At 62.8% G+C, this 19290-nt stretch carries 20 protein-coding genes; all 20 read right to left on the reverse strand.

Translation table 11 applies throughout. The features are described from left to right. Positions 1 to 9 precede the first annotated feature (9 nt). The 20 genes from rplN to NVS32_RS02155 all read right to left on the reverse strand — a co-directional run bounded on the left by rplN (position 10) and on the right by NVS32_RS02155 (position 19289). Complete coding sequence (gene rplN / locus NVS32_RS02060) at positions 10 to 378, reverse strand: 50S ribosomal protein L14 (protein WP_032110530.1); 369 nt, start codon at positions 376 to 378, stop codon at positions 10 to 12. A gap of 81 nt (positions 379 to 459) precedes the next feature. Continuing rightward, positions 460 to 726, reverse strand: coding sequence for a 30S ribosomal protein S17 (gene rpsQ, locus NVS32_RS02065; RefSeq protein ID WP_032110531.1), 267 nt, complete (start codon positions 724 to 726; stop codon positions 460 to 462). Between the two features lie 17 nt (positions 727 to 743). Then, complete coding sequence (gene rpmC, locus NVS32_RS02070; protein WP_032110532.1) at positions 744 to 959, reverse strand: 50S ribosomal protein L29; 216 nt, start codon at positions 957 to 959, stop codon at positions 744 to 746. 5 nt (positions 960 to 964) lie between these two features. Then, positions 965 to 1390 (reverse strand): 50S ribosomal protein L16, encoded by a 426-nt coding sequence (gene rplP, locus NVS32_RS02075; RefSeq protein WP_032110533.1) that lies wholly within the window; start codon positions 1388 to 1390, stop codon positions 965 to 967. Continuing rightward, positions 1390 to 2100: a 30S ribosomal protein S3 gene (gene rpsC, locus NVS32_RS02080; RefSeq protein WP_032110534.1), complete on the reverse strand. Its 711-nt coding sequence runs from the start codon at positions 2098 to 2100 to the stop codon at positions 1390 to 1392. Before rpsC ends, rplP begins: the two co-directional genes overlap by 1 nt. A 7-nt stretch (positions 2101 to 2107) precedes the next feature. Further along, complete coding sequence (gene rplV, locus NVS32_RS02085; RefSeq protein ID WP_032110535.1) at positions 2108 to 2467, reverse strand: 50S ribosomal protein L22; 360 nt, start codon at positions 2465 to 2467, stop codon at positions 2108 to 2110. A gap of 13 nt (positions 2468 to 2480) precedes the next feature. Continuing rightward, a complete protein-coding gene (gene rpsS, locus NVS32_RS02090; RefSeq protein WP_032110536.1) occupies positions 2481 to 2741 on the reverse strand; it encodes a 30S ribosomal protein S19 in 261 nt (86 codons plus the stop codon). A 29-nt stretch (positions 2742 to 2770) separates the two neighbouring features. Then, complete coding sequence (gene rplB, locus NVS32_RS02095; RefSeq protein WP_032110537.1) at positions 2771 to 3607, reverse strand: 50S ribosomal protein L2; 837 nt, start codon at positions 3605 to 3607, stop codon at positions 2771 to 2773. Positions 3608 to 3742: 135 nt separating this feature from the next. After that, complete coding sequence (gene rplW / locus NVS32_RS02100) at positions 3743 to 4048, reverse strand: 50S ribosomal protein L23 (protein ID WP_258498472.1); 306 nt, start codon at positions 4046 to 4048, stop codon at positions 3743 to 3745. After that, on the reverse strand, positions 4048 to 4674 hold the full coding sequence (rplD, locus tag NVS32_RS02105; RefSeq protein ID WP_032110539.1) for a 50S ribosomal protein L4: 627 nt from the start codon (positions 4672 to 4674) through the stop codon (positions 4048 to 4050). Before rplD ends, rplW begins: the two co-directional genes overlap by 1 nt. 45 nt (positions 4675 to 4719) lie before the next feature. Beyond that, positions 4720 to 5340: a 50S ribosomal protein L3 gene (gene rplC / locus NVS32_RS02110; protein ID WP_032110655.1), complete on the reverse strand. Its 621-nt coding sequence runs from the start codon at positions 5338 to 5340 to the stop codon at positions 4720 to 4722. 250 nt (positions 5341 to 5590) lie between these two features. Continuing rightward, a complete protein-coding gene (locus NVS32_RS02115) occupies positions 5591 to 6235 on the reverse strand; it encodes a zinc ribbon domain-containing protein (protein WP_258498473.1) in 645 nt (214 codons plus the stop codon). Between the two features lie 176 nt (positions 6236 to 6411). After that, positions 6412 to 6720 (reverse strand): 30S ribosomal protein S10, encoded by a 309-nt coding sequence (gene rpsJ / locus NVS32_RS02120; protein ID WP_032110541.1) that lies wholly within the window; start codon positions 6718 to 6720, stop codon positions 6412 to 6414. Positions 6721 to 6760: 40 nt separating this feature from the next. Beyond that, a complete protein-coding gene (gene fusA / locus NVS32_RS02125) occupies positions 6761 to 8857 on the reverse strand; it encodes an elongation factor G (protein WP_032110542.1) in 2097 nt (698 codons plus the stop codon). Positions 8858 to 8873: 16 nt separating this feature from the next. After that, positions 8874 to 9344, reverse strand: coding sequence for a 30S ribosomal protein S7 (rpsG, locus tag NVS32_RS02130; RefSeq protein ID WP_032110543.1), 471 nt, complete (start codon positions 9342 to 9344; stop codon positions 8874 to 8876). Positions 9345 to 9389: 45 nt separating this feature from the next. Continuing rightward, positions 9390 to 9761, reverse strand: a complete 372-nt coding sequence (gene rpsL / locus NVS32_RS02135) for a 30S ribosomal protein S12 (RefSeq protein WP_032110544.1) — start codon at positions 9759 to 9761, stop codon at positions 9390 to 9392. A 252-nt stretch (positions 9762 to 10013) separates the two neighbouring features. Further along, positions 10014 to 11126, reverse strand: coding sequence for a glycerol dehydrogenase (locus tag NVS32_RS02140; protein ID WP_032110545.1), 1113 nt, complete (start codon positions 11124 to 11126; stop codon positions 10014 to 10016). Between the two features lie 153 nt (positions 11127 to 11279). Continuing rightward, the gene (locus NVS32_RS02145) at positions 11280 to 13139 is read right to left on the reverse strand and encodes a heavy metal translocating P-type ATPase (protein WP_303646484.1); all 1860 of its coding nucleotides are present in this window, start codon (positions 13137 to 13139) and stop codon (positions 11280 to 11282) included. A gap of 730 nt (positions 13140 to 13869) precedes the next feature. Then, a complete protein-coding gene (locus NVS32_RS02150; RefSeq protein WP_032110546.1) occupies positions 13870 to 14214 on the reverse strand; it encodes an ArsR/SmtB family transcription factor in 345 nt (114 codons plus the stop codon). A 629-nt stretch (positions 14215 to 14843) separates the two neighbouring features. After that, positions 14844 to 19289, reverse strand: coding sequence for a DNA-directed RNA polymerase subunit beta' (locus NVS32_RS02155; RefSeq protein ID WP_032110547.1), 4446 nt, complete (start codon positions 19287 to 19289; stop codon positions 14844 to 14846). Position 19290: the final 1 nt, after the last annotated feature.

A 19290-nucleotide genomic window follows, 5' to 3' on the forward strand; every position in this document is an offset into this window, starting at 1 on the left:
CAGGCCTCCTTACAGCGTCTCGGGTGCGAGCGAGACGATCTTCATGTACTTGCGATCGCGCAGCTCGCGGGCAACGGGCCCGAAGATACGCGTGCCCTTGGGCTCGCCCTCCTTGTCGACCAAGACGCAGGCGTTCTGGTCGAAGCGGATGTAGCTGCCGTCCTTGCGACGGGCCTCCTTCTTGGTGCGCACGATGACGCAACGCACGATGTCGCCCTTCTTGACGCCGGAGCCAGGGGTTGCCTCCTGGACAGCGCCGATGATGACGTCACCGAGGCCAGCGTAGCGGCGCTTGGAGCCACCGAGGACCTTGACGCACTTGACGCGCCTGGCGCCGCTGTTGTCAGCGACGTTGAGCATGGTCTCCATCTGAATCATGTGATGTTCCTCCGAACCTATATCCCACCAGAGGTGCACCCACGCGAGCGGCGCACATGGGGAATCCTGGGTGTTCGCTACTTACTTGGCCTTCTCGACAATCTCGACGACGCGCCAACGCTTGGTCTTTGAGAGCGGGCGGGTCTCCATGACCTTCACCGTGTCGCCCAGGCCACACTCGTTGTTCTCATCGTGGCAGTGGAGCTTCTTGGAGATGGTCATCATCTTGCCGTACTTGGGGTGGTGCTTGCGGTAGCTGATCTTCACCGTCACAGTCTTGTCGCCGGAGAGCGAGACGACGGTTCCGGTGCGAACCTTACGCGCGTTCCTGCTTTCGGTCTCTGCCATGTCTTATCTCTCTCCTGCTACTTCTGTGCAGCGGACTTCTCCGCGGCAATCTGACGGGCGCGAATCTCGGTCTGAACGCGAGCGATGTCGCGCTTTACGAGCTTGACGCGAGCGGTGTTGTCCAGCTGGCTGGTGGCCATCTGAAAACGGAGGTTGAAGAGCTCGGCCCTGCTGTCGTCCAGCTTCTTGGCAAGCTCCTCGTCCGAGAGGGCCTGGATGTCCTTGTACTTCATGGTGACTATTCCTCCCCGTCCTGGTCGGCGCGGGTGACGATCTTGGTCTTGATGGGCAGCTTGTGCTGGGCGAGACGCAGGGCCTCCTTGGCGGTAGCCTCGTCGACACCAGCGATCTCGAACATGATGCGGCCCGGCTTCACGACGGCCACCCACTCCTCGGGGTTGCCCTTTCCGGAACCCATGCGGGTCTCTGCCGGCTTCTTGGTGATGGGCTTGTCCGGGAAGATGGTGATCCAGATCTTGCCGCCACGCTTCATCTCACGGGTGATGGCGACACGAGCGGCCTCGATCTGGCGGTTGGTGATCCAGTGAGCCTCCTCGGCCCTCAGGCCGTAGTCGCCAAAGTAGAGCTTGGTGTTGCCCTTGGCGTGGCCCTTCATGGAACCGCGCTGGACCTTGCGGTGAAGAACGCGCTTAGGTGCGAGCATTAACGGCTCCTCCTCTCATTGCGGGCGCGACGGGGACGAGAAGAACCCTCGAGAGCCGGCGTGGGCTTGGGCTGGCCAGGCAGCTTCTCGCCCTGATAAATCCAAACCTTGATGCCGCAGGCACCCATGGTGGTGCGGGCGGTTGCGGTGCCGTAGTCGATGACGGCACGCAGGGTGTGCAGGGGCACGCGACCCTCGCGGTACCACTCGCGACGACCCATCTCGGCGCCGTTAAGGCGGCCGGAGCACTGGATACGAATACCCTTGGCGCCAGCCTTGCGGGCGGACTGGACCGCCTTGCGCATGGCGCGACGGAAGGCAACGCGCTGCTCGAGCTGCTCGGCGATGGACTGGGCGACGAGGTTGGCATCAAGCTCGGGGCGCTTGACCTCGATGACGTCAACGGCAACCTGGCCCTTGCCAACCTTGGCGACCTTCTCGAGCTCGGAGCGCAGGACGTCAATCTCGGCGCCCTTCTTGCCAATCACGATGCCGGGACGGGCGGTGTACAGGGTGACCTTCACCTTGTCGCCAGCGCGCTCGATGTCGACGCGGGAAAGGGCTGCCTTCTCAAGGCGCTTCTCGAGGAACTTGCGGATCTCGAGATCGTTGCCGAGCTTCTCGGCGTAGTTCTTATCGGCGTACCAACGGGAACGCCAGTCCTCGGTGATGCCGAGACGGAAGCCGGTAGGCTGAACCTTCTGACCCATGCTTTCCCTACGCCTCCTTTCGAGGAGCGACGATGACGGTGATGTGGCTCGTGCGCTTGTTGATGCGCGAAGCAGAGCCCTTTGCGCGAGGACGGATGCGCTTGAGCGTGGGGCCCTCGTCGACATAGCAGGCCTTCACGTACAGGTCGTCGCCGCGCAGGCCGTTGTTGTTCTCGGCGTTGGCGATGGCGGAACGCAGGACCTTCGAGACGTCATATGCAGCCGCACGCTTGGTGAACTGCAGGATCTCGAGGGCCTTGTCGACGGGCTTGTTGCGGATGAGGTCCACGACGGCGCGAGCCTTGCGCGGGGCGATGCGCACGTAACGTGCGACGGCCCTGACCTCGTTGGAATCGGTGTTAGCCATTCGAGCTTACCCCCTAGTTAGCCTTGTGGCCACGGAAGGTGCGGGTGGGAGCGAACTCGCCCAGCTTGTGACCGACCATGGACTCGGTGATGTACACGGGAACGTGCTTGCGACCATCGTGAACCGCAATCGTGTGGCCGACCATCTCCGGGTAGATGGTGGAGGAGCGGGACCAGGTCTTGATGACGTCCTTCTTGCCAGCCTCGTTCATAGCGGTGACACGCGCGAGGAGGCGAGTCTCCACGAACGGACCCTTCTTGAGACTTCTGCTCATGCTTTCTTTCTCCTACTACTCGTGTACCGTTACTTGGACTTGCGACGACGGATGATGAGCCTGTTGGAGGCCTTCTTCGGGTCGCGCGTCTTGTAACCCTTGGTGGGCTTGCCCCAGGGCGTCACGGAAGGACGGCCGGAGGTGTGGTTCTTGCCCTCGCCGCCGCCGTGCGGGTGGTCGACAGGGTTCATGACCGTACCACGGACGGTGGGACGGACGCCGGCCCAACGGTGACGACCGGCCTTGCCGATGACGATGTTGGAGTGCTCGGCGTTACCAACCTCGCCAATGGTGGCGCGGCAGGTGAGGAGCACGCGGCGAAGCTCGGAGGACGGGAGACGCAGGATTGCGTAGCCATTGTCCTTGCCCATGAGCTGAACCGAGGTGCCGGCGGAGCGGGCCATAGCCGCGCCCTTGCCAGGCTGGAACTCCACGTTGTGGACGAGCGTACCAACGGGGATTTCGGAGAGCGGCATGCAGTTGCCGGGCTTGATGTCCACGCCGGACTTGCCGGAGATGACGGTGTCGCCGACCTTGAGGCCCTCGGGAGCGAGGATGTAGGCCTTGGCGCCATCGACATAGTGGAGAAGCGCGATGCGAGCGGAGCGGTTCGGGTCGTACTCGATGGTCGCGACCTTGGCCGGCACGTCGTCCTTCAGACGCTTGAAGTCGATGCGACGATACATGCGCTTGTTGCCGCCGCCCTGGTGACGGACGGTGATGCGGCCGTTGTTGTTACGGCCACCCTTCTTGCGCAGCGGCTCAGTGAGCGACTTCTCGGGCTTAGAGGCGGTAATCTCGGAGAAGTCCGAGACCGTCTGGAAGCGCCTGCCTGCGCTCGTAGGCTTGAGGTGTTTGACTGCCATTACTTCTTTCCCTTCTGTTTCCGTTGGCCACCCTGCTCAGGGATTGGCGGGGTGACACCGGATTACCACGGTACCGCGCGTATCCATCATGCGCGGCATGAGAGCCCGGACCCCCGGAGGGGCCGGGCAGGATTGCTACTCGGCGTCGGCCTGCTGCTGGGTAGCGAAGATCTCGATCTGCTCACCGGGGGCGAGCGTCACGATGGCCTTCTTCCAGCTGCGGGTCATGCCAACCTGGTAGCGGACGCGCTTGGCCTTGCCGCGCACGTTGATGGTGTTGACCTTGAGCACGTGGACGTTGAAGAGCTTCTCAACGGCCTCGGCGATCTCCTCCTTGCGAGCCTTCTTGGCAACCTCGAAGGTGTACTTGCCCTGCTCCATGAGGTCGTAAGAACGCTCGGAGACCACGGGGCGGATGATGACGTCGTATGCGGACTGCATTATGCAAGCACCTCCTCGAGCTGCTTCGCGATGTCGGTGGTCATGACGAGGGCACCGTTGTCGATGAGGTTGCGGGCGTTGGCCTCGGAGACGGCGATGCAGTTGACCTTCTCCAGGTTGCGGAAGGAGAGGTAGCTGTTGACGTCATCATCGGGGATGACCACGGTGACGCGCTTGCCCGAAACGCCCAGGGCGTCGAGAACGGCCTTGGCCTGCTTGGTCGAGGGCTTCTCGAAGGTGAGGGAGTCGACGAGGACGAGCTCGGAATCGGCGACCTTGCCGGAGAGCACGGACCTCATAGCGAGCTTGACCATCTTCTTGTTGATGCGCTTGGAGTGGTCACGCGGGGTGGGGCCAAAGACAACGCCGCCGCCGGTCCACTGGGCAGCGCGGATGGAGCCCTGACGGGCACGACCGGTGCCCTTCTGGCGCCAAGGCTTGCGGCCGCCGCCGGAGACCTCGTGACGGTTCTTGGTGGAGTGAGTGCCCTGACGCAGGCAGGCGTCCTGGCAGACCACAACCTGATGGATGACCGGGATGTTCGGCTCGATGCCGAAGACGTCGTCGGAGAGGTCGGCCTGTCCGGCCGCCTGCCCCTCGACGTTCTTGATGTCGTACTTGGACATGAGTCCTCCTTGTTAGCCTAAGTGTGTGCCTACTCGCGTGGGCCCCTAGGCCATGCGGACCTGGACCAGGGCGTTCTTGCCACCGGGCACGGCGCCCTTGATGAGCATGAGGTTCTGCTCGGCATCGACGCGGACGAGCTTGAGGTTCTTGACGGTGACACGCTCGTCGCCCATGTGGCCGTACATGTGAAGGCCCTTGCGGACGCGAGCGGGGTAGGCGCACTGGCCAATGGAGCCAGGCTTACGCTGGTTGCGGCAGCCGTGGGTCATGGGGCCACGGGAGAAGTTCCAGCGCTTGACGGTGCCCTGGAAGCCCTTGCCCTTGGAGGTGCCAATGACGTCGACGGACTTGACGTCCGCGAAGTCGGCGACGGTCACAACGTCGCCGGTGTGGTGCTCCTCGCCGTTCTCGACGCGGACCTCGCGCAGGTAGCGCATGGGCTCGACGCCGTGAGCGGCAAAGTGACCAGCCATGGGCTTGTTGACGTGCTTGGACTTGATGTCTCCGAAGCCAATCTGGACGGCGTCGTAGCCGTCGGTCGCCTTCGTCTTCACCTGCGAGACGGTGCAGGGGCCAGCCTGGATGACGGTGACGGGGACGACGTTGTCGTCCTCATCCCACACCTGCGTCATTCCGAGCTTGCGGCCAAGAATCGTGCTGACCATGCTCATTCCTTACCCTCGGTGGTCATGGGACCATTGGGCAGCTCCTCTGCCCTCCCCAGCGGACCACGTCCTGTAGAAGCGGCGCATGGGGGCGAGACACAACTCTCCCCTTTAGCGCAGCCTGTCTAGTTTACACGCAGGACCGGGCATTCACAATGTCTTCGCAGATTTTCTTGGCCCCAGGAGCTGGGGATTCGCATTCCGCGCCGTCGGGCGTATCCATAGGGCCCAAACGGCGTCAGGCGCCACCCTACTGCTGGCGCGGAGTGGTCCCGTTAGCCGGAATAAAGGAGCCCATAACACGCTGGCGCTCGAGCTTCTCGTGCATATGGTCGCGGGCGAGAAGAACGATCGAGAGCACCTCCATCGCTATGCCAAGAATAAGGAGACAGAACCCGGCGCCCAAGTTGACGTAGTACACGGTGTACGTGGAGTTAAGCAGCATGAGACCCACCGAGCATATCTCGAAAAGGGCAAATGCGGTGGTAATTGAGCTGAGTACCAGCGCGGCAGTACGACGACGAAGCATGGGAAGCACGGCGGTGCCAATGGCGAGAAGTACGAGCACCGCCCCATCCGGGGCATCCGTAAGCGCAACGGAGTAGTCGTAGCTCGAGCCAGAGACGATGAGGAACGGCAGGAAGGCCGCAATGCCCATGAGAAGCGCAGCGGCGAGCGTAACGAGCTCAGACGCTGTCACAGCCTTGGGGGAATGCGCGGGGGCGCTTGCAAGGGACACCTGCTGCGGTTGCGCCTGTGGCTGAGCTTGCTGTCCGGCAGGAGCGGCGGTGGCCGAAGCAGCCGCGCTCCTTGAGGGCCACGAAAGGTCAAAGCCGCAGTTGGGGCAGAACTTCTCCGTGCCGCCAAGCTTCTTTCCACACTGAGGACAGAACATGCAACCCCCTAGCCTCGTGAACCAACAGTCTAGATACTACCCGTATGCATGCAATCGATTTGCCGGGCACATCAATCCCACGCGGAATCGAAATGCCGGGCAATTCAATCCCGCATACGAAAAGGGACCCGTCTCCTCGCAGAGACGGGTCCCTCTCAGGCGCTAGGTTGCTTGGACTAGAGCTTAATCTCGATGTCCACGCCCGCAGGAAGGTCGAGACGCATAAGCGAGTCGACGGTGGAGCTGCTGGGGTCGAGGATGTCGATGAGGCGCTTGTGGGTGAGCATCTCAAACTGCTCGCGGGAATCCTTGTCCTTGTGGGGCGAGCGGATGACCGTGTAAAGGTTGCGCTCGGTGGGCAGGGGGATGGGGCCGGAAACGCGGGCGCCCGTCTTCTGGGCAGTGTCCACGATGAGCTTGGCGGACTGGTCGACGACCTCGTGATCGTAGCCCTTGAGGCGAATCCTGATCTTCTGGCTTGACACTGTAAACCTCCGTAAATGAGCTATCGCTCGTGGTCGTTAACTAGGAAGCGGTGCCGCCGGCCTTGGCGACGATCTCGTCGCGGACGGCCTTCGGAACGGGCTCGTAAGCGCTGAACTGCATGGTGTAGCTCGCGCGACCCTGCGTCTGGGAGCGGAGGTCGGTAGCGTAGCCAAACATCTCACCCAGGGGCACCTTGGCGCGAATGACCTTGGTGTCCTTGCGATCCTCCATGCCCTCGATCTTGCCGCGGCGAGAGGACAGGTTGCCCATGACGTCACCCATGTACTGCTCGGGGGTCTCGACCTCGACCTCCTCGATGGGCTCGAGAAGGACAGGATCGGACTTCTTGAGGGCGTCCTTGATCGCCATGGAGCCGGCGATCTTGAAGGCGGCCTCGGAGGAGTCGACCTCGTGGTAGGAGCCGTCGACGAGGGTCACCTTGATGTCGACCACGGGGTAGCCGGCGATGACGCCACTCTCCAGGGCCTCCTGGATGCCCTTGTCGATCGAGGGGATGTACTCCTTGGGCACGACGCCGCCGACGATGGCGTTGACGAACTCGTAGCCCTTGCCCTCCTCGTTGGGCTCCATGTCGATGATCGCGTGACCATACTGGCCGCGGCCACCAGACTGGCGGACGAACTTGCCCTCGGCGTGCTGCACGGCGTGGCCAGCGGTCTCGCGGTAGGCGACCTGCGGCTTGCCCACGTTGCAGTCGACCTTAAACTCACGGCGCAGGCGGTCGACGATGATCTCGAGGTGAAGCTCGCCCATGCCGGCAATGATGGTCTGGCCGGTCTCCTGGTCGGTGTGTACGCGGAAGGTCGGGTCCTCCTCGGCCAGCTTGGCGAGACCAACGGACATCTTCTCCTGCTCGGCCTTGGTCTTGGGCTCAACGGCAACGTCGATGACGGGATCGGCGAACTTAATGGACTCGAGGATGATGGGCTTGTGCTCGTCGCAGAGGGTGTCACCGGTCTGGGTGTTCTTGAGGCCAACGCAGGCAACGATGTCGCCGGCAGAGCACTCCTCACGGTCAACACGGTCGTTGGCGTTCATCTCGAGGATGCGGCCCAGGCGCTCCTTGCTGTCCTTGACGGAGTTGTAGACATAGGAGCCTGCCTCCGCCTGGCCAGAGTACACGCGGATGTAGGTGAGCTTGCCCACGTACGGGTCGGTCATGATCTTGAAGGCCAGGGCCGCGAAGGGCTCCTTGGGATCCGCGTGACGGACCTCGGGCTCACCCTTGAGGTTCTTGCCATCGATCTCGGGAACGTCAAGCGGGCTGGGCAGGTAGTCCACGACGGCGTCGAGGAGCTCCTGGATGCCCTTGTTCTTGTAGGCGGAGCCCACGAAGACGGGGTTGAGCTCGTTGGCGATGACGCCCTTGCGGATGGCGGCCTTGAGGAGGTCGACGGGGATGTCCTGCTCCTCGAGGACGGCCTCCATGAGGTCGTCAGAGAAGTTGGAGGCTGCGTCGAGCAGCTCCTCGCGCTTCTCCTGGGCGAGGTCGGCAAACTCCTCCGGGATGGTATCCATGGGCTCGGGGTAAATCATGCCCTTGGCGTCTTCCTTGAAGTCCCACGCGGTCATGGTGACCAGGTCGATGAGACCCCAGAAGTTGGACTCGGAGCCCATGGGGATCTGCGCGGCCACGGCGGGGGCGGAGAGGCGCTCCTTCATCGTGTCGATGGCGTGGAAGAAGTCCGCACCCACGCGGTCGAACTTGTTGATGAAGGCGATGCGGGGGACGTTGTACTTTGCAGCCTGACGCCACACGGTCTCGGACTGGGGCTGGACGCCGGCGACGGCGTCGAACACGGCGACGGCACCGTCAAGGACGCGCAAGCAGCGCTCGACCTCGGCCGTGAAGTCAACGTGGCCCGGGGTGTCGATGATCTGGATGACGTGGTCCTTCCAGAAGCACGTGGTGGCCGCAGAGGTGATGGTCACGCCGCGCTCCTGCTCCTGGACCATCCAGTCCATGGTGGCAGCGCCGTCGTGGACCTCGCCAATCTTGTGGGTCTTGCCGGTGTAGTAGAGGATGCGCTCGGTAGTGGTGGTCTTACCGGCATCGATGTGGGCCATGATGCCGATGTTTCGCAGGTCTTCGAGCTTGTACTTCATCTGTGCCATATACTGCTACCCCCAACTAGAAGCGGTAGTGAGAGAACGCGCGGTTGGCCTCGGCCATCTTATAGAGGTCCTCGCGACGCTTGACGGAGGCGCCCACGCCATTGGCGGCATCCATAATCTCGTTGGCGAGACGCTCGGCCATGGTCTTCTCCTTGCGGGCGCGCGAGAAGGTCACGAGCCAGCGGATGGCCAGAGTGGTGGCACGACGGGAGTTGACCTCCATGGGCACCTGGTAGGTGGCGCCACCGACGCGCTTAGGCTTGACCTCGAGCGTAGGACGGATGTTGTCCATGGCCTTCTTGAAGACGGAGAGGGGATCCTCGCCGGTCTTCTCGGCGACCATGTTGAAGGCACCGTAGACGATGCGCTCCGCGGTGGCCTTCTTGCCATCGAGGAGGACCTTGTTGATGAGCTGGGTCACGAGGCGGTTGTTGTAGACGGCGTCAGGCTGGACCTCACGACGCACTGCTGCTGCACGACGCGGCATGTTTGTATCTCCCTAGAACAGTTGGCTTGCGTTGCTTGTGATGGTTTACTTGCCGCGCTTGGCGCCGTAGCGGGAACGGGCCTTCTTGCGGTTCTGGACGGCAGCGCAGTCATAGGCGCCACGGATGATCTTGTAACGGACACCAGGGAGGTCACGGACACGGCCACCACGGATGAGCACGATGGAGTGCTCCTGCAGGTTGTGGCCCTCGCCGGGGATGTAGGCGGTGACCTCGATGCCGTTCACGAGGCGCACGCGGGCGACCTTGCGGAGGGCGGAGTTAGGCTTCTTGGGCGTGGTGGTGAAGACGCGGGTGCAGACGCCACGCTTCTGGGGGTTGTGCTGGAGCGCGGCGTTCTTGGACTTGGCCTTGACGCTCACGCGGCTGTGGCGGACGAGCTGGTTAATGGTAGGCAAAGTTCTCTCCTTTTATACCTATCTACGTGCGTGTACACGAATCTTAAGGGCAGCGCAGCACCGTCACCCTGGATTGGCGCGAGGTGATACGTTACGCGCGCCCGCTGCAGTTGTCAAAAAGCCACGGGACCGGGCGTATCCCTTCTTCACGTGACGCACACGCAACTGGGGCGTCTGGGCACGAGAAGGGCGGGGGCCACCTGCGTGGCACCCCGCCCATCACCGCAACGCTTGATGGAGCTAGCGTTTCCGCTACTCCTCCTCGTCGTCATCCAGACCAAGGACAGTCCTGCCGATGGCGTCCGTTGCCACGATGGCTGCATAGAGCTCGTCGGGCGTGACGTCACCTGCCAGGTTGTGGATCGTCTCGCCGGGGACGCAGGCGTTCTTGGCGATGGTGCGAATCTCGTCGTCGGTGGTGATGCCCAGCTCCTTCAGCGTGACCGGCAGGCCAACCTCGAGGCAGAACTCCTGCACGTCGAGGAACTCCTCCTCCGTTGCGCCCTCGAGCGTGAGCTGCACCAGGGTGCCAAAGGCCACGCAGTTGCCGTGGGGCACGGTGTGACCACCGAGCGAGGTAAGGCCGTTGTAGAAGGAGTGCGCCGCCGCGCAGTTGACGTTGTCAGCACCAATGCCGGAGAGGTAGACGTTGGCCTCGATAATGGCGTCCAGGGCAGGCGTCACCACGTGCTTCTCGCACGCGGCAAGCGCCTGGGTGCCGTAGTCGCGCAGCGTCTGGTAGCAGAGCTTGGCGAGCGCCATGCCGGCACGCGTGATGCCCGTGCCCTCGAGGCTGGGAGACTCGGTGCGGATGGATGCGCGGCCCTCGAAGTAGGTGCCCAGGGCGTCACCCATGCCGGCGACCAGGAAGCGCACCGGGGCGTTTGCGATGACCTGGGAATCAACCATGACGGCATCGGGGTTGGTGGGATAGAAGAGGTACTTGTCAAAGCTGCCGTCGTCGTTGTAGATGACCGAGAGACCCGTGCAGGGCGCGTCGGTGGCTGCGACGGTGGGGATGATCACCACGTGCTTGCCGGTATAGTAGGCCGTGGCCTTGGCGGTGTCGACGGCAGAGCCGCCACCCACGGCCACCACGGCATCGATGCTGTCCTCCTCGACGATTGCCTTCATCTTGGCAATCTCGCCCTTGCTCGAGATGCCGCCAAAGATCTCGTAGCGACGGTAGTCGCCTGCGTCGCCAAAGCTCTCCTCAAGCTGGTCATGGCAGGCCTTGTAGCCGCTCTTCGAGCACACGAAGAGCCAGCGCTTGCCCATATAGCCCATCTCGTCCTTGAACTTGAGCAGGGCACCCTTGCCCTGGACGTACTTCAGGGGCTCACGCATTGCACGCAACAGCTTCATGGCGGTTCCCTTCTGTCATTGCGGCCGTGGCCTTCTCCACGGCATACGCAGTTGACAGTATTCCCATCATGTCAGCCTGAGATAGGCCACCGCCACCGAAAGCGAAATTTTCCGGTGGCGGCGAGGTTCAAGCAATGATGTATGTTGGGCTATCTAGCGCAGAACGCGCATGACGTTGAGCACACAGAGCACCATGACGCCCACGTCACCAAAGACGGCGAGCCACATGGGGGCGAGACCAACCACGGCAAGGCAGAGGATGGCGACCTTCACCGCAATGGCAAAGACAATGTTCTGACGGGCGATGCGGATGGCGCGGCGGGCAATACGGATGGCCACGGCAATCTTGGAGGGCTTGTCATCCATGAGAACCACGTCCGCGGCCTCGATGGCGGCATCCGAGCCCATGGCGCCCATGGCAATTCCCACGTCCGCGCGGGCGAGGACCGGCGCATCGTTGATGCCGTCACCCACAAAGGCGAGCGTGGCGTCGCCCTCGCGCTCGCCGAGGAGACGCTCAACCTGATCAACCTTACCCACAGGGAGAAGCTCTGCGTGGTACTCGTCAAGTCCGAGTTCGCGGGCGACGCTTGCCGCAGCATCCTCGCGGTCGCCGGTGAGCATTACGCAGCGGTGGACTCCCTCGGCCTTGATGTTGGCAATCGCCTCTCGAGAGTCGTCCTTGACCTCGTCGGAGATGTGGATGTGACCGGCATACTCGCCGTCCACGGCCACGTGCACCACAGTCCCCCCAGCGGTATGGCAGCCCTGCCAGGTGGCACCCACCTCATCCATCAGGCGGTCGTTGCCAACTGCCACCCTATGGCCGTTGACCGTGGCAAGCACGCCGTGGCCGGCCTCCTCGGTAACGTCAGTCACGGTGCAGCCGTCGTGATCACTGGGATAGGCATCGCGAAGCGCGGCCGCGATGGGGTGCGTGGAGTTGTGCTCCACATGAGCGGCCAAGTGGAGGAGCTGCTCTTCGGTCAGATGCGACGGGTGGACCGTGGTGACCTTGAAGACGCCCTTGGTGAGCGTGCCCGTCTTGTCGAAGACAACGGTCTGCGCCTTTGCCAGAGCCTCGAGGTAGTTCGACCCCTTCACGAGGATGCCGTGCTTGGAGGCGCTGCCGATGCCACCAAAGAACGTGAGGGGCACCGAGAGGACCAGCGCACAGGGGCACGAGACCACGAGGAAGGTGAGAGCGCGCAGGAGCCACTTGGCGAAGTTGGCGCCAAAGTCACCCGAGACGAGCGGCGGAAGCACAGCCACTGCAATGGCCAGGTAGACCACGATGGGCGTATAGACCTTGGCAAAGCGCTTGATGAACTTCTCGGAGCGGGACTTATTGGAGCCGGCATTCTTGACCATGTCGATGATCTTGCTTGCCGTGGACTCGCCAAAGGCCTTGGTCACGCGCAGGCGAAGCACGCCGGAAAGGTTCACGCAGCCAGAGAACGCAGCCTCGCCGGGCTTGACGGAGCGCGGCACGGACTCGCCGGTGATGGCGCGGGTGTCGAGGCTTGAGGTGCCTTCAATCACGGTTCCGTCGAGGGGGATCTTCTCGCCAGGCTTTACCAGGATGACCTCCCCCACCTGCACCGAATTGGGGTCGACAACGGCCACCTCGCCGTTGCGCTCGACGTTTGCGGTATCGGGGCGGATGTCCAGGAGCTCCTTGATCGAGCGCTTGGAATTGCCCTCGGCGATGCCCTCGAAGAGCTCACCCACCTGGAAGAAGAGCATTACGAAGACGGCCTCGGCAAACTGGGGCTCTCCGCCGGGCACAAAGCCAATGAGCAGGGCACCAATGGTGGCGATGGACATGAGGAAGTCCTCATCGAAGGGGTGCCCATGCGCCACAGACTCGGCGGCCTCGGCAATCACGCTACCTCCCGCGACCACGTAGGACGGCAGGTAGATGAGGAGCTGCGCCCAGAGCGGCAGGTCTGTCAGGCGCTGGATGATAACTGCCGCGACGAGAAGCACCGCGGCTACGATGATGCGACGCATGAGGACCGACGGGTCCTCGTCGTCATCGTCCTCTTCGCCACCGTCACCCTCGCCTTCGAGCGCCTCCTCGTCATCATCGGCGCAGGTAGCGCAGGTGACCTTCTCGTCCTTCTCTTCACCCTCGTGGTGGCAGCATGAGCAAGACATCGTGTCCTCCATTGGTTCAGCCGTACACCTTGGCGCTCATGTGTCTAATCCAGTGAACACATGAGCACGTGTTCATACGTACACTACCATGTTGGTGCATATGGGTCAATGGAGGTCCCGCGCCCAGCGCACGGCACTCTTCCCCGCCACCGTTCTTTGCAGGCATATCTGAAACGGACGTAAAGCTTCCACAGTTCCCCGCTCCCGATTTAGAAAAATGAGACTTTTTCTGCGGCTGGCGTGTGTTCCTTGCGCGTATCCCGCGGTCCTCTCCGATTTATTGCGCGATATTCTTTGCCAAATCTGCGTCATCCCAGTTGGGTGATTAGTCATCAAGGAAATTCGCGCAATAAATGCGGCGTGGAGGAGAGATTGAGGAGGAGACATCCACCTACAGCCAAGCCTCAACGAGCGGCAAAGCGACCCCGCCCGCATCCCTGTTCTTTGTCGGTTTTTGAGAAGTCAGACGGACGATTGCGCAGGTCAAGAGTATCGCAGTTCTCAGATTCCGCTAGAGAACACCGTTTTGTGTACGGAGGACATCGCTAGGAGACAGCCGAGAGAAACGGCATCTGAGCGTGACCTACTCCTCGCTGGCACGCACGGGCTCGGCGGCGTGCAGCAGGCCAACGGAGATGAGGGTGGTCACATGTTCGTCTGCCAGCGAGTAGATCACCCGACGTCCGTCTCGGCGGGCAGTCACCAACCCTCGGTCGCGCAGCAGCCGTAGCTGGTGCGATATTGCCGACTGCGAGACGGCGCAGATCTCCTCAAGGTCAGAGACGCTCTTCTCGCCCAGCGAGAGCGCCCCCAGAATGCGGAAGCGCGTCAGGTCAGAGAGCGCGTCAAAAATCTGCGTGGCGTCATAGACCACGTCGTCGTTAGAAAGGTACTCGTCGAGAAGGCCCCTCGAGCACGCCTCATTCATGGGTCCTCCCCCCACCGTTGGCGGCACAATCAACTCTCATTCTGGTTCATGGTACCCGGTTACCGCTTGGCTGGCACACGAGCCCATTTGCCGTAGGTCAACAGCACGGCGGGCCAACGCATAAGACCATTATCTTTAGCCCATGGGGAAGATCGCGCTACCACACCTATTGAACTTGAATGGCAGAGGAGAGCCCCACGGAGAACGGCCCCCGCTCAAAGGCTGGCTACCACGCCTACGCACAGGCATCGGTTGTCATTGGAATACTTGCCGCCTCGCTCCCGGCTGGAGTAGCAAAGATCGCGTGTTGGGTCGTCCTTCTCCCCTCCGTGCTCGCCTTCCCTTACATGACAAGAAGGTTTGACATACCCATGGGCAGCAGGCTTTTCGTGATCACGCATGCCATCTTGTACAGCCTGCTCTGGCTGCTCCTTGGCGCCAACGCACTTGGCGTCCAGCTCCCCTACGACACGCTGTACGTTGCGTGGATCGTGGTACTTCTTGGCGCAGCCTGTACGCAGGGCTTCATCAAAGCACGCAAGCGCTCGCACACAAAACGGGCCCCGACGCGATGCCGGGGCCCGTCTATCTATCTGTGCGGCAGGTTCGCCACCTGGCCCGTGCGTGGGCTACTCGTTGTTCTCGTCACCGTCATCGGAGGCGTTTTCCTGCTTGACCACCTGCGAGAGCAGGTCATCCAGAGAGCCCAGGTCCTCGTTGATGACATCGGAGTCGCTGGACCGCGCGTCAGCGGAGCCGCCGATGAGCTCGTCGTCGTAGTGGTGCTTGGCAGGAGCCGCGGTGCCCAGCATGATGTCCGAATCAGCGTCGGGCGAGAAGACCATGTTGAGGAGCTGCGAGAGGTCCTCGGAGTCTGCCTCGTCGTCATCCGGCTCGAGGATGTAGAGCAGGCCGCGCGCCTCGAGGCCGTCGCGGAGCTCCTCGATGGCCTTTGCGCCAATGCCGTCAATGCGCAGCAGGTCATCCTCGGTCTTGCCGATGAGGTCGCCCACGGTCTCGATGCCCACCTCGCTGAACTTGTTGGTCCAGCGCTGCGAGACGCCAAGGTCGTCGAAGAGGTAAAGCTTGGCATCCTCGCTGGAGAGGGTGCGGCCGTTCTTCGAGTAGACCCCGCCGTAACCGTAGTCGTCGCCCACCCAGTCGAGCTGCTTGGGGAGCTTCTCCTCGATGCCCTTGAGCTCGTCGGGCGCCCACTCGGGCAGGCTCTGCGCCTGAGGGGAGGTGGGACCATCGATCTTGGTGCCGTGGTAGGTGAGCTCGACGCCACGGTACGCGGAGAGACCGGTGCCGGCGGGAATCTGCTTGCCCACGATGACGTTGGACTTGAGGTCGAGCAGGTGGTCCACGTCACCGGCAATGGAGGAGTCGGTGAGCACGCCAGCGGTACGGATGAACGACGCGCTGGAGAGCCAGGAGTCGATGGAGCTTGCCACCTTGAGCGTACCAAGGATGACGGGCTCTGCCTCGGGCGGGGTGCCGCCAGCCAGGGCAACGTTGCGCACCGTGTCGGCAAAGACGTAGCGGTCCACGTACTGGCCGAGGAGGTACTGGGAGTCGCCGGGGTTGGTCACCTGGACGCGGCGCAGCATCTGGCGGGCAATGACCTCGATGTGCTTGTCGTTGAGGTCAACGCCCTGGGAGGTGTAGACGTCCTTGACGGAGGCAACAAAGGTGTGCATCGTCGACTCGATGTCGGTGAGCTTGCGCAGCTTGCGGAAGTTGACGAAGCCACGGGTAATCTGGTCACCGGCGCGGACCTCGACGCCGTCCTCCATGCCCGGCATGAAGCGCGCGGACGCGGGGATGCGCCACTCCTCGAGGATGCGAGAGCGGTCGTCGGTGTCAACGATGCGGATGAGGTACTCGGTCTGCTCGGGCGTGACGAGCAGGGTGCCCGAGACGGGCGCGAGGTCTGCCTCGCGGCCAAGGATCTTCTCGTTGACGTTGCCGACGACGTCGAACATGCGGGCAACCGTGGGGAGGCCCTGCGTGATGTCGTCAGCGCCAGCGACGCCGCCGGAGTGAATCGTACGCATCGTAAGCTGGGTACCCGGCTCGCCGATGGACTGGGCAGCGATGATGCCAACGGCCGTGCCAATGTTGACGGGACGACGGGTCGAGAGGTCCCAGCCGTAGCACTTCTGGCAGACGCCGTACTTGGACTTACAGGTGAGAAGGGCCCTGAGCTGGACCTTCTTGAGACCATGGGCAACGAGCTTCTTGAGGTCTTCCTTGGACTCGATGTAGCCGTCACGGGGGATGAGAACCTCGCCGGTGGCAGGGTCAACGATGTCGTTGAGTGCGCAGCGGCCAATAAGGTCGGCGTCCACGTCGGTCTCGCCCGGCTTGATGAGCGGGTAGGTCACGGCCTCGTCGGTGCCGCAGTCCTCCTCGCGAACAATGACATCCTGGGCAACGTCGACCAGACGGCGGGTAAGGTAGCCGGAGTCGGACGTGTGGGACGCCGTATCCACGAGGCCCTTACGGGCGCCGTAGGTGGAGATGAAGTACTCGAGCGGCAGCAGGCCCTCACGGAAGTTTGCCTTAATGGGCAGGTCGATGGTATCGCCGGACATATCGGCCATGAGGCCACGCATACCGGCGAGCTGGCGGAGCTGCGTCTTGGAACCACGGGCGCCGGAGTCGGCCATCATGTAGATGGGGTTGTCCTCGGCGAAGCCCTCGAGCATCTTGGAGCCAAGCTTGTTGGTGCACTCGGTCCAGGCGTTGACGACCTCCACGTGGCGCTCCCTCTCGGAGAGGAAGCCGTCCTCGTAGTACTCGTTAATCTCGTCGACCTTGTCCTGCGCCTCGTCGAGCATCTCCTGCTTCTCAGACGGGATGACAGCATCCCAGACCGAGACCGTCAGGCCGGCCACGGTTGCGTAGTGGAAGCCCGTCTCCTTGATAGCGTCGAGGATGGGCTCGACGTCCGCGGTGCTGTAGCGATCGCACGCGTCGTTGACGAGGTTCTTGATGTCGCCCTTGTTCATCTTGTAGTTGATGAAGGGATAGTCAGCGGGCAGGCAGCGCGTGTTGAAGATCACGCGGCCAACGGTGGTCTCGACACGCACCGCGTGATCGGTGACGTCGTAGTCCACAGGGCTGTTCCACTTGTCGAAGGTGCGGAAGATCCTGCGACCGTCCTCGACCACGTTGGCGTCCTGGGGCCTCACGCGAACCTTGATGTTGGCCTGGATGTCCAAGTCGTCGCGGTTGTCGAAGGCGAGAATGGCGTCGTCGAAGTCCGCGAAGACGCGGCCCTCGCCCTCGGCGCCGTCCTTGGCGGTGGTGAGGAAGTACGTGCCAAAGACCATGTCCTGAGAAGGCACGGTAACGACCTCGCCGGAGGCAGGCTTGCGCAGGTTGTTGGTCGAGAGCATGAGGACGCGCGCTTCGGTCTGCGCCTGCGTGGAGAGAGGCACGTGGACCGACATCTGGTCGCCGTCGAAGTCGGCGTTGAAGGGGGCGCACACCAGCGGGTGCAGATGGATGGCCTTGCCCTCAACAAGGACCGGCTCGAAGGCCTGGATGGAGAGGCGGTGCAGCGTAGGTGCACGGTTGAGGAGCACCAGGCGGTCCTGGATGACCTCGTCGAGCACGTCCCAGACGGCGGGCATGCCGCGGTCGATGGCGCGCTTGGCGCCCTTGATGTTCTCGACCTTGCCCAGCTCGACCAGGCGGCGCATCACGAAGGGCTTGAAGAGCTCGAGCGCCATGGCCGAAGGCAGGCCGCACTGGTGCAGCTTGAGGTGCGGGTCGACGACGATGACCGAACGGCCGGAGTAGTCGACACGCTTGCCCAGCAGGTTCTGGCGGAAGCGGCCCTGCTTGCCCTTGAGGGCCTCGGCGAGCGACTTGAGCGGGCGTCCGCCACGGCCGGTGACGGGACGACCACGGCGGCCATTGTCGAAGAGGGCGTCCACGGACTCCTGGAGCATGCGCTTCTCGTTGTTGACGATGATTGCGGGAGCGTCAAGGTCGAGCAGGCGCTTGAGTCGGTTGTTGCGGTTGATCACGCGACGGTAGAGGTCGTTGAGGTCGGACGCAGCAAAGCGGCCACCGTCGAGCTGCACCATGGGGCGCAGGTCGGGCGGGATCACGGGGATGACGTCCAGGATCATGTTGGCGGGGTCGTTGCCGCCCTTGAGGAAGGCGTCGACGATCTCCAGGCGCTTGATGGCCTTCTCGCGCTTCTGCTTCTGGGAGTCCTCGGACGCGATGATGGCGCGAAGCTCGGTGGCCTCCTTCTCGAGGTCGATGCCACGGAGCAGCTCACGCACAGCCTCGGCGCCCATGCCGCCCTTGAAGTAGATGCCGTAGTAGCGCTTGAGCTCGGAGAAGAGCGCCTCATCGGAGATGAGCTGGCGCTTCTCGAGCTGCATGAACTGCTCGTAGGCCTCGCGGCGCAGCGCCTTCTCCTCCTCGTACTCCTCCTCGAGATCGGCGATACCGGCACGGACCTCCTCCTCGGAGAGGGGCTCGACGTCGTCAAACTCGTCACCGGTGGCCTGGCCCTGCTCCTTCAGACGCTCGATCTGGTCGTCACGCTCGGCGTCCAGCTCCTCGAGGTCTGCGGCTAGCTCCTCCTTGAGGTCGTCGGCATCGGCCTCGCGGGCCTCGGTGTCGACGTCGGTAATCACGTAGCTTGCGAAGTAGAGGACCTTCTCGAGGTCCTTGCTCTTCATGTCGAGCAGACGCGACATGGGGAAGCTCGCGGGGCTCTTGAAGTACCAGATGTGGCTCACGGGCGCGGCGAGCTCGATGTGGCCCATGCGCTCGCGGCGCACCTTGGCGGTGGTCACCTCAACGCCGCAGCGCTCGCAGATGATGCCCTTGAAGCGAATGCCCTTGTACTTGCCGCAGGCGCACTCCCAGTCCTTGACGGGACCAAAAATCTTCTCGCAGAACAGGCCATCCTTCTCGGGCTTGAGCGTGCGGTAGTTGATCGTCTCGGGCTTCTTGACCTCGCCGTGCGACCAGCTGCGAATCTGGTCAGCAGAGGCGAGAGAGATCTTGATAGCGTCGAAGTCGGTGGTATCGAATTCTGCCACA

The sequence above is a fragment of the Tractidigestivibacter montrealensis genome, assembly GCF_024741235.1.
GTDB lineage: Bacteria > Actinomycetota > Coriobacteriia > Coriobacteriales > Atopobiaceae > Tractidigestivibacter > Tractidigestivibacter montrealensis.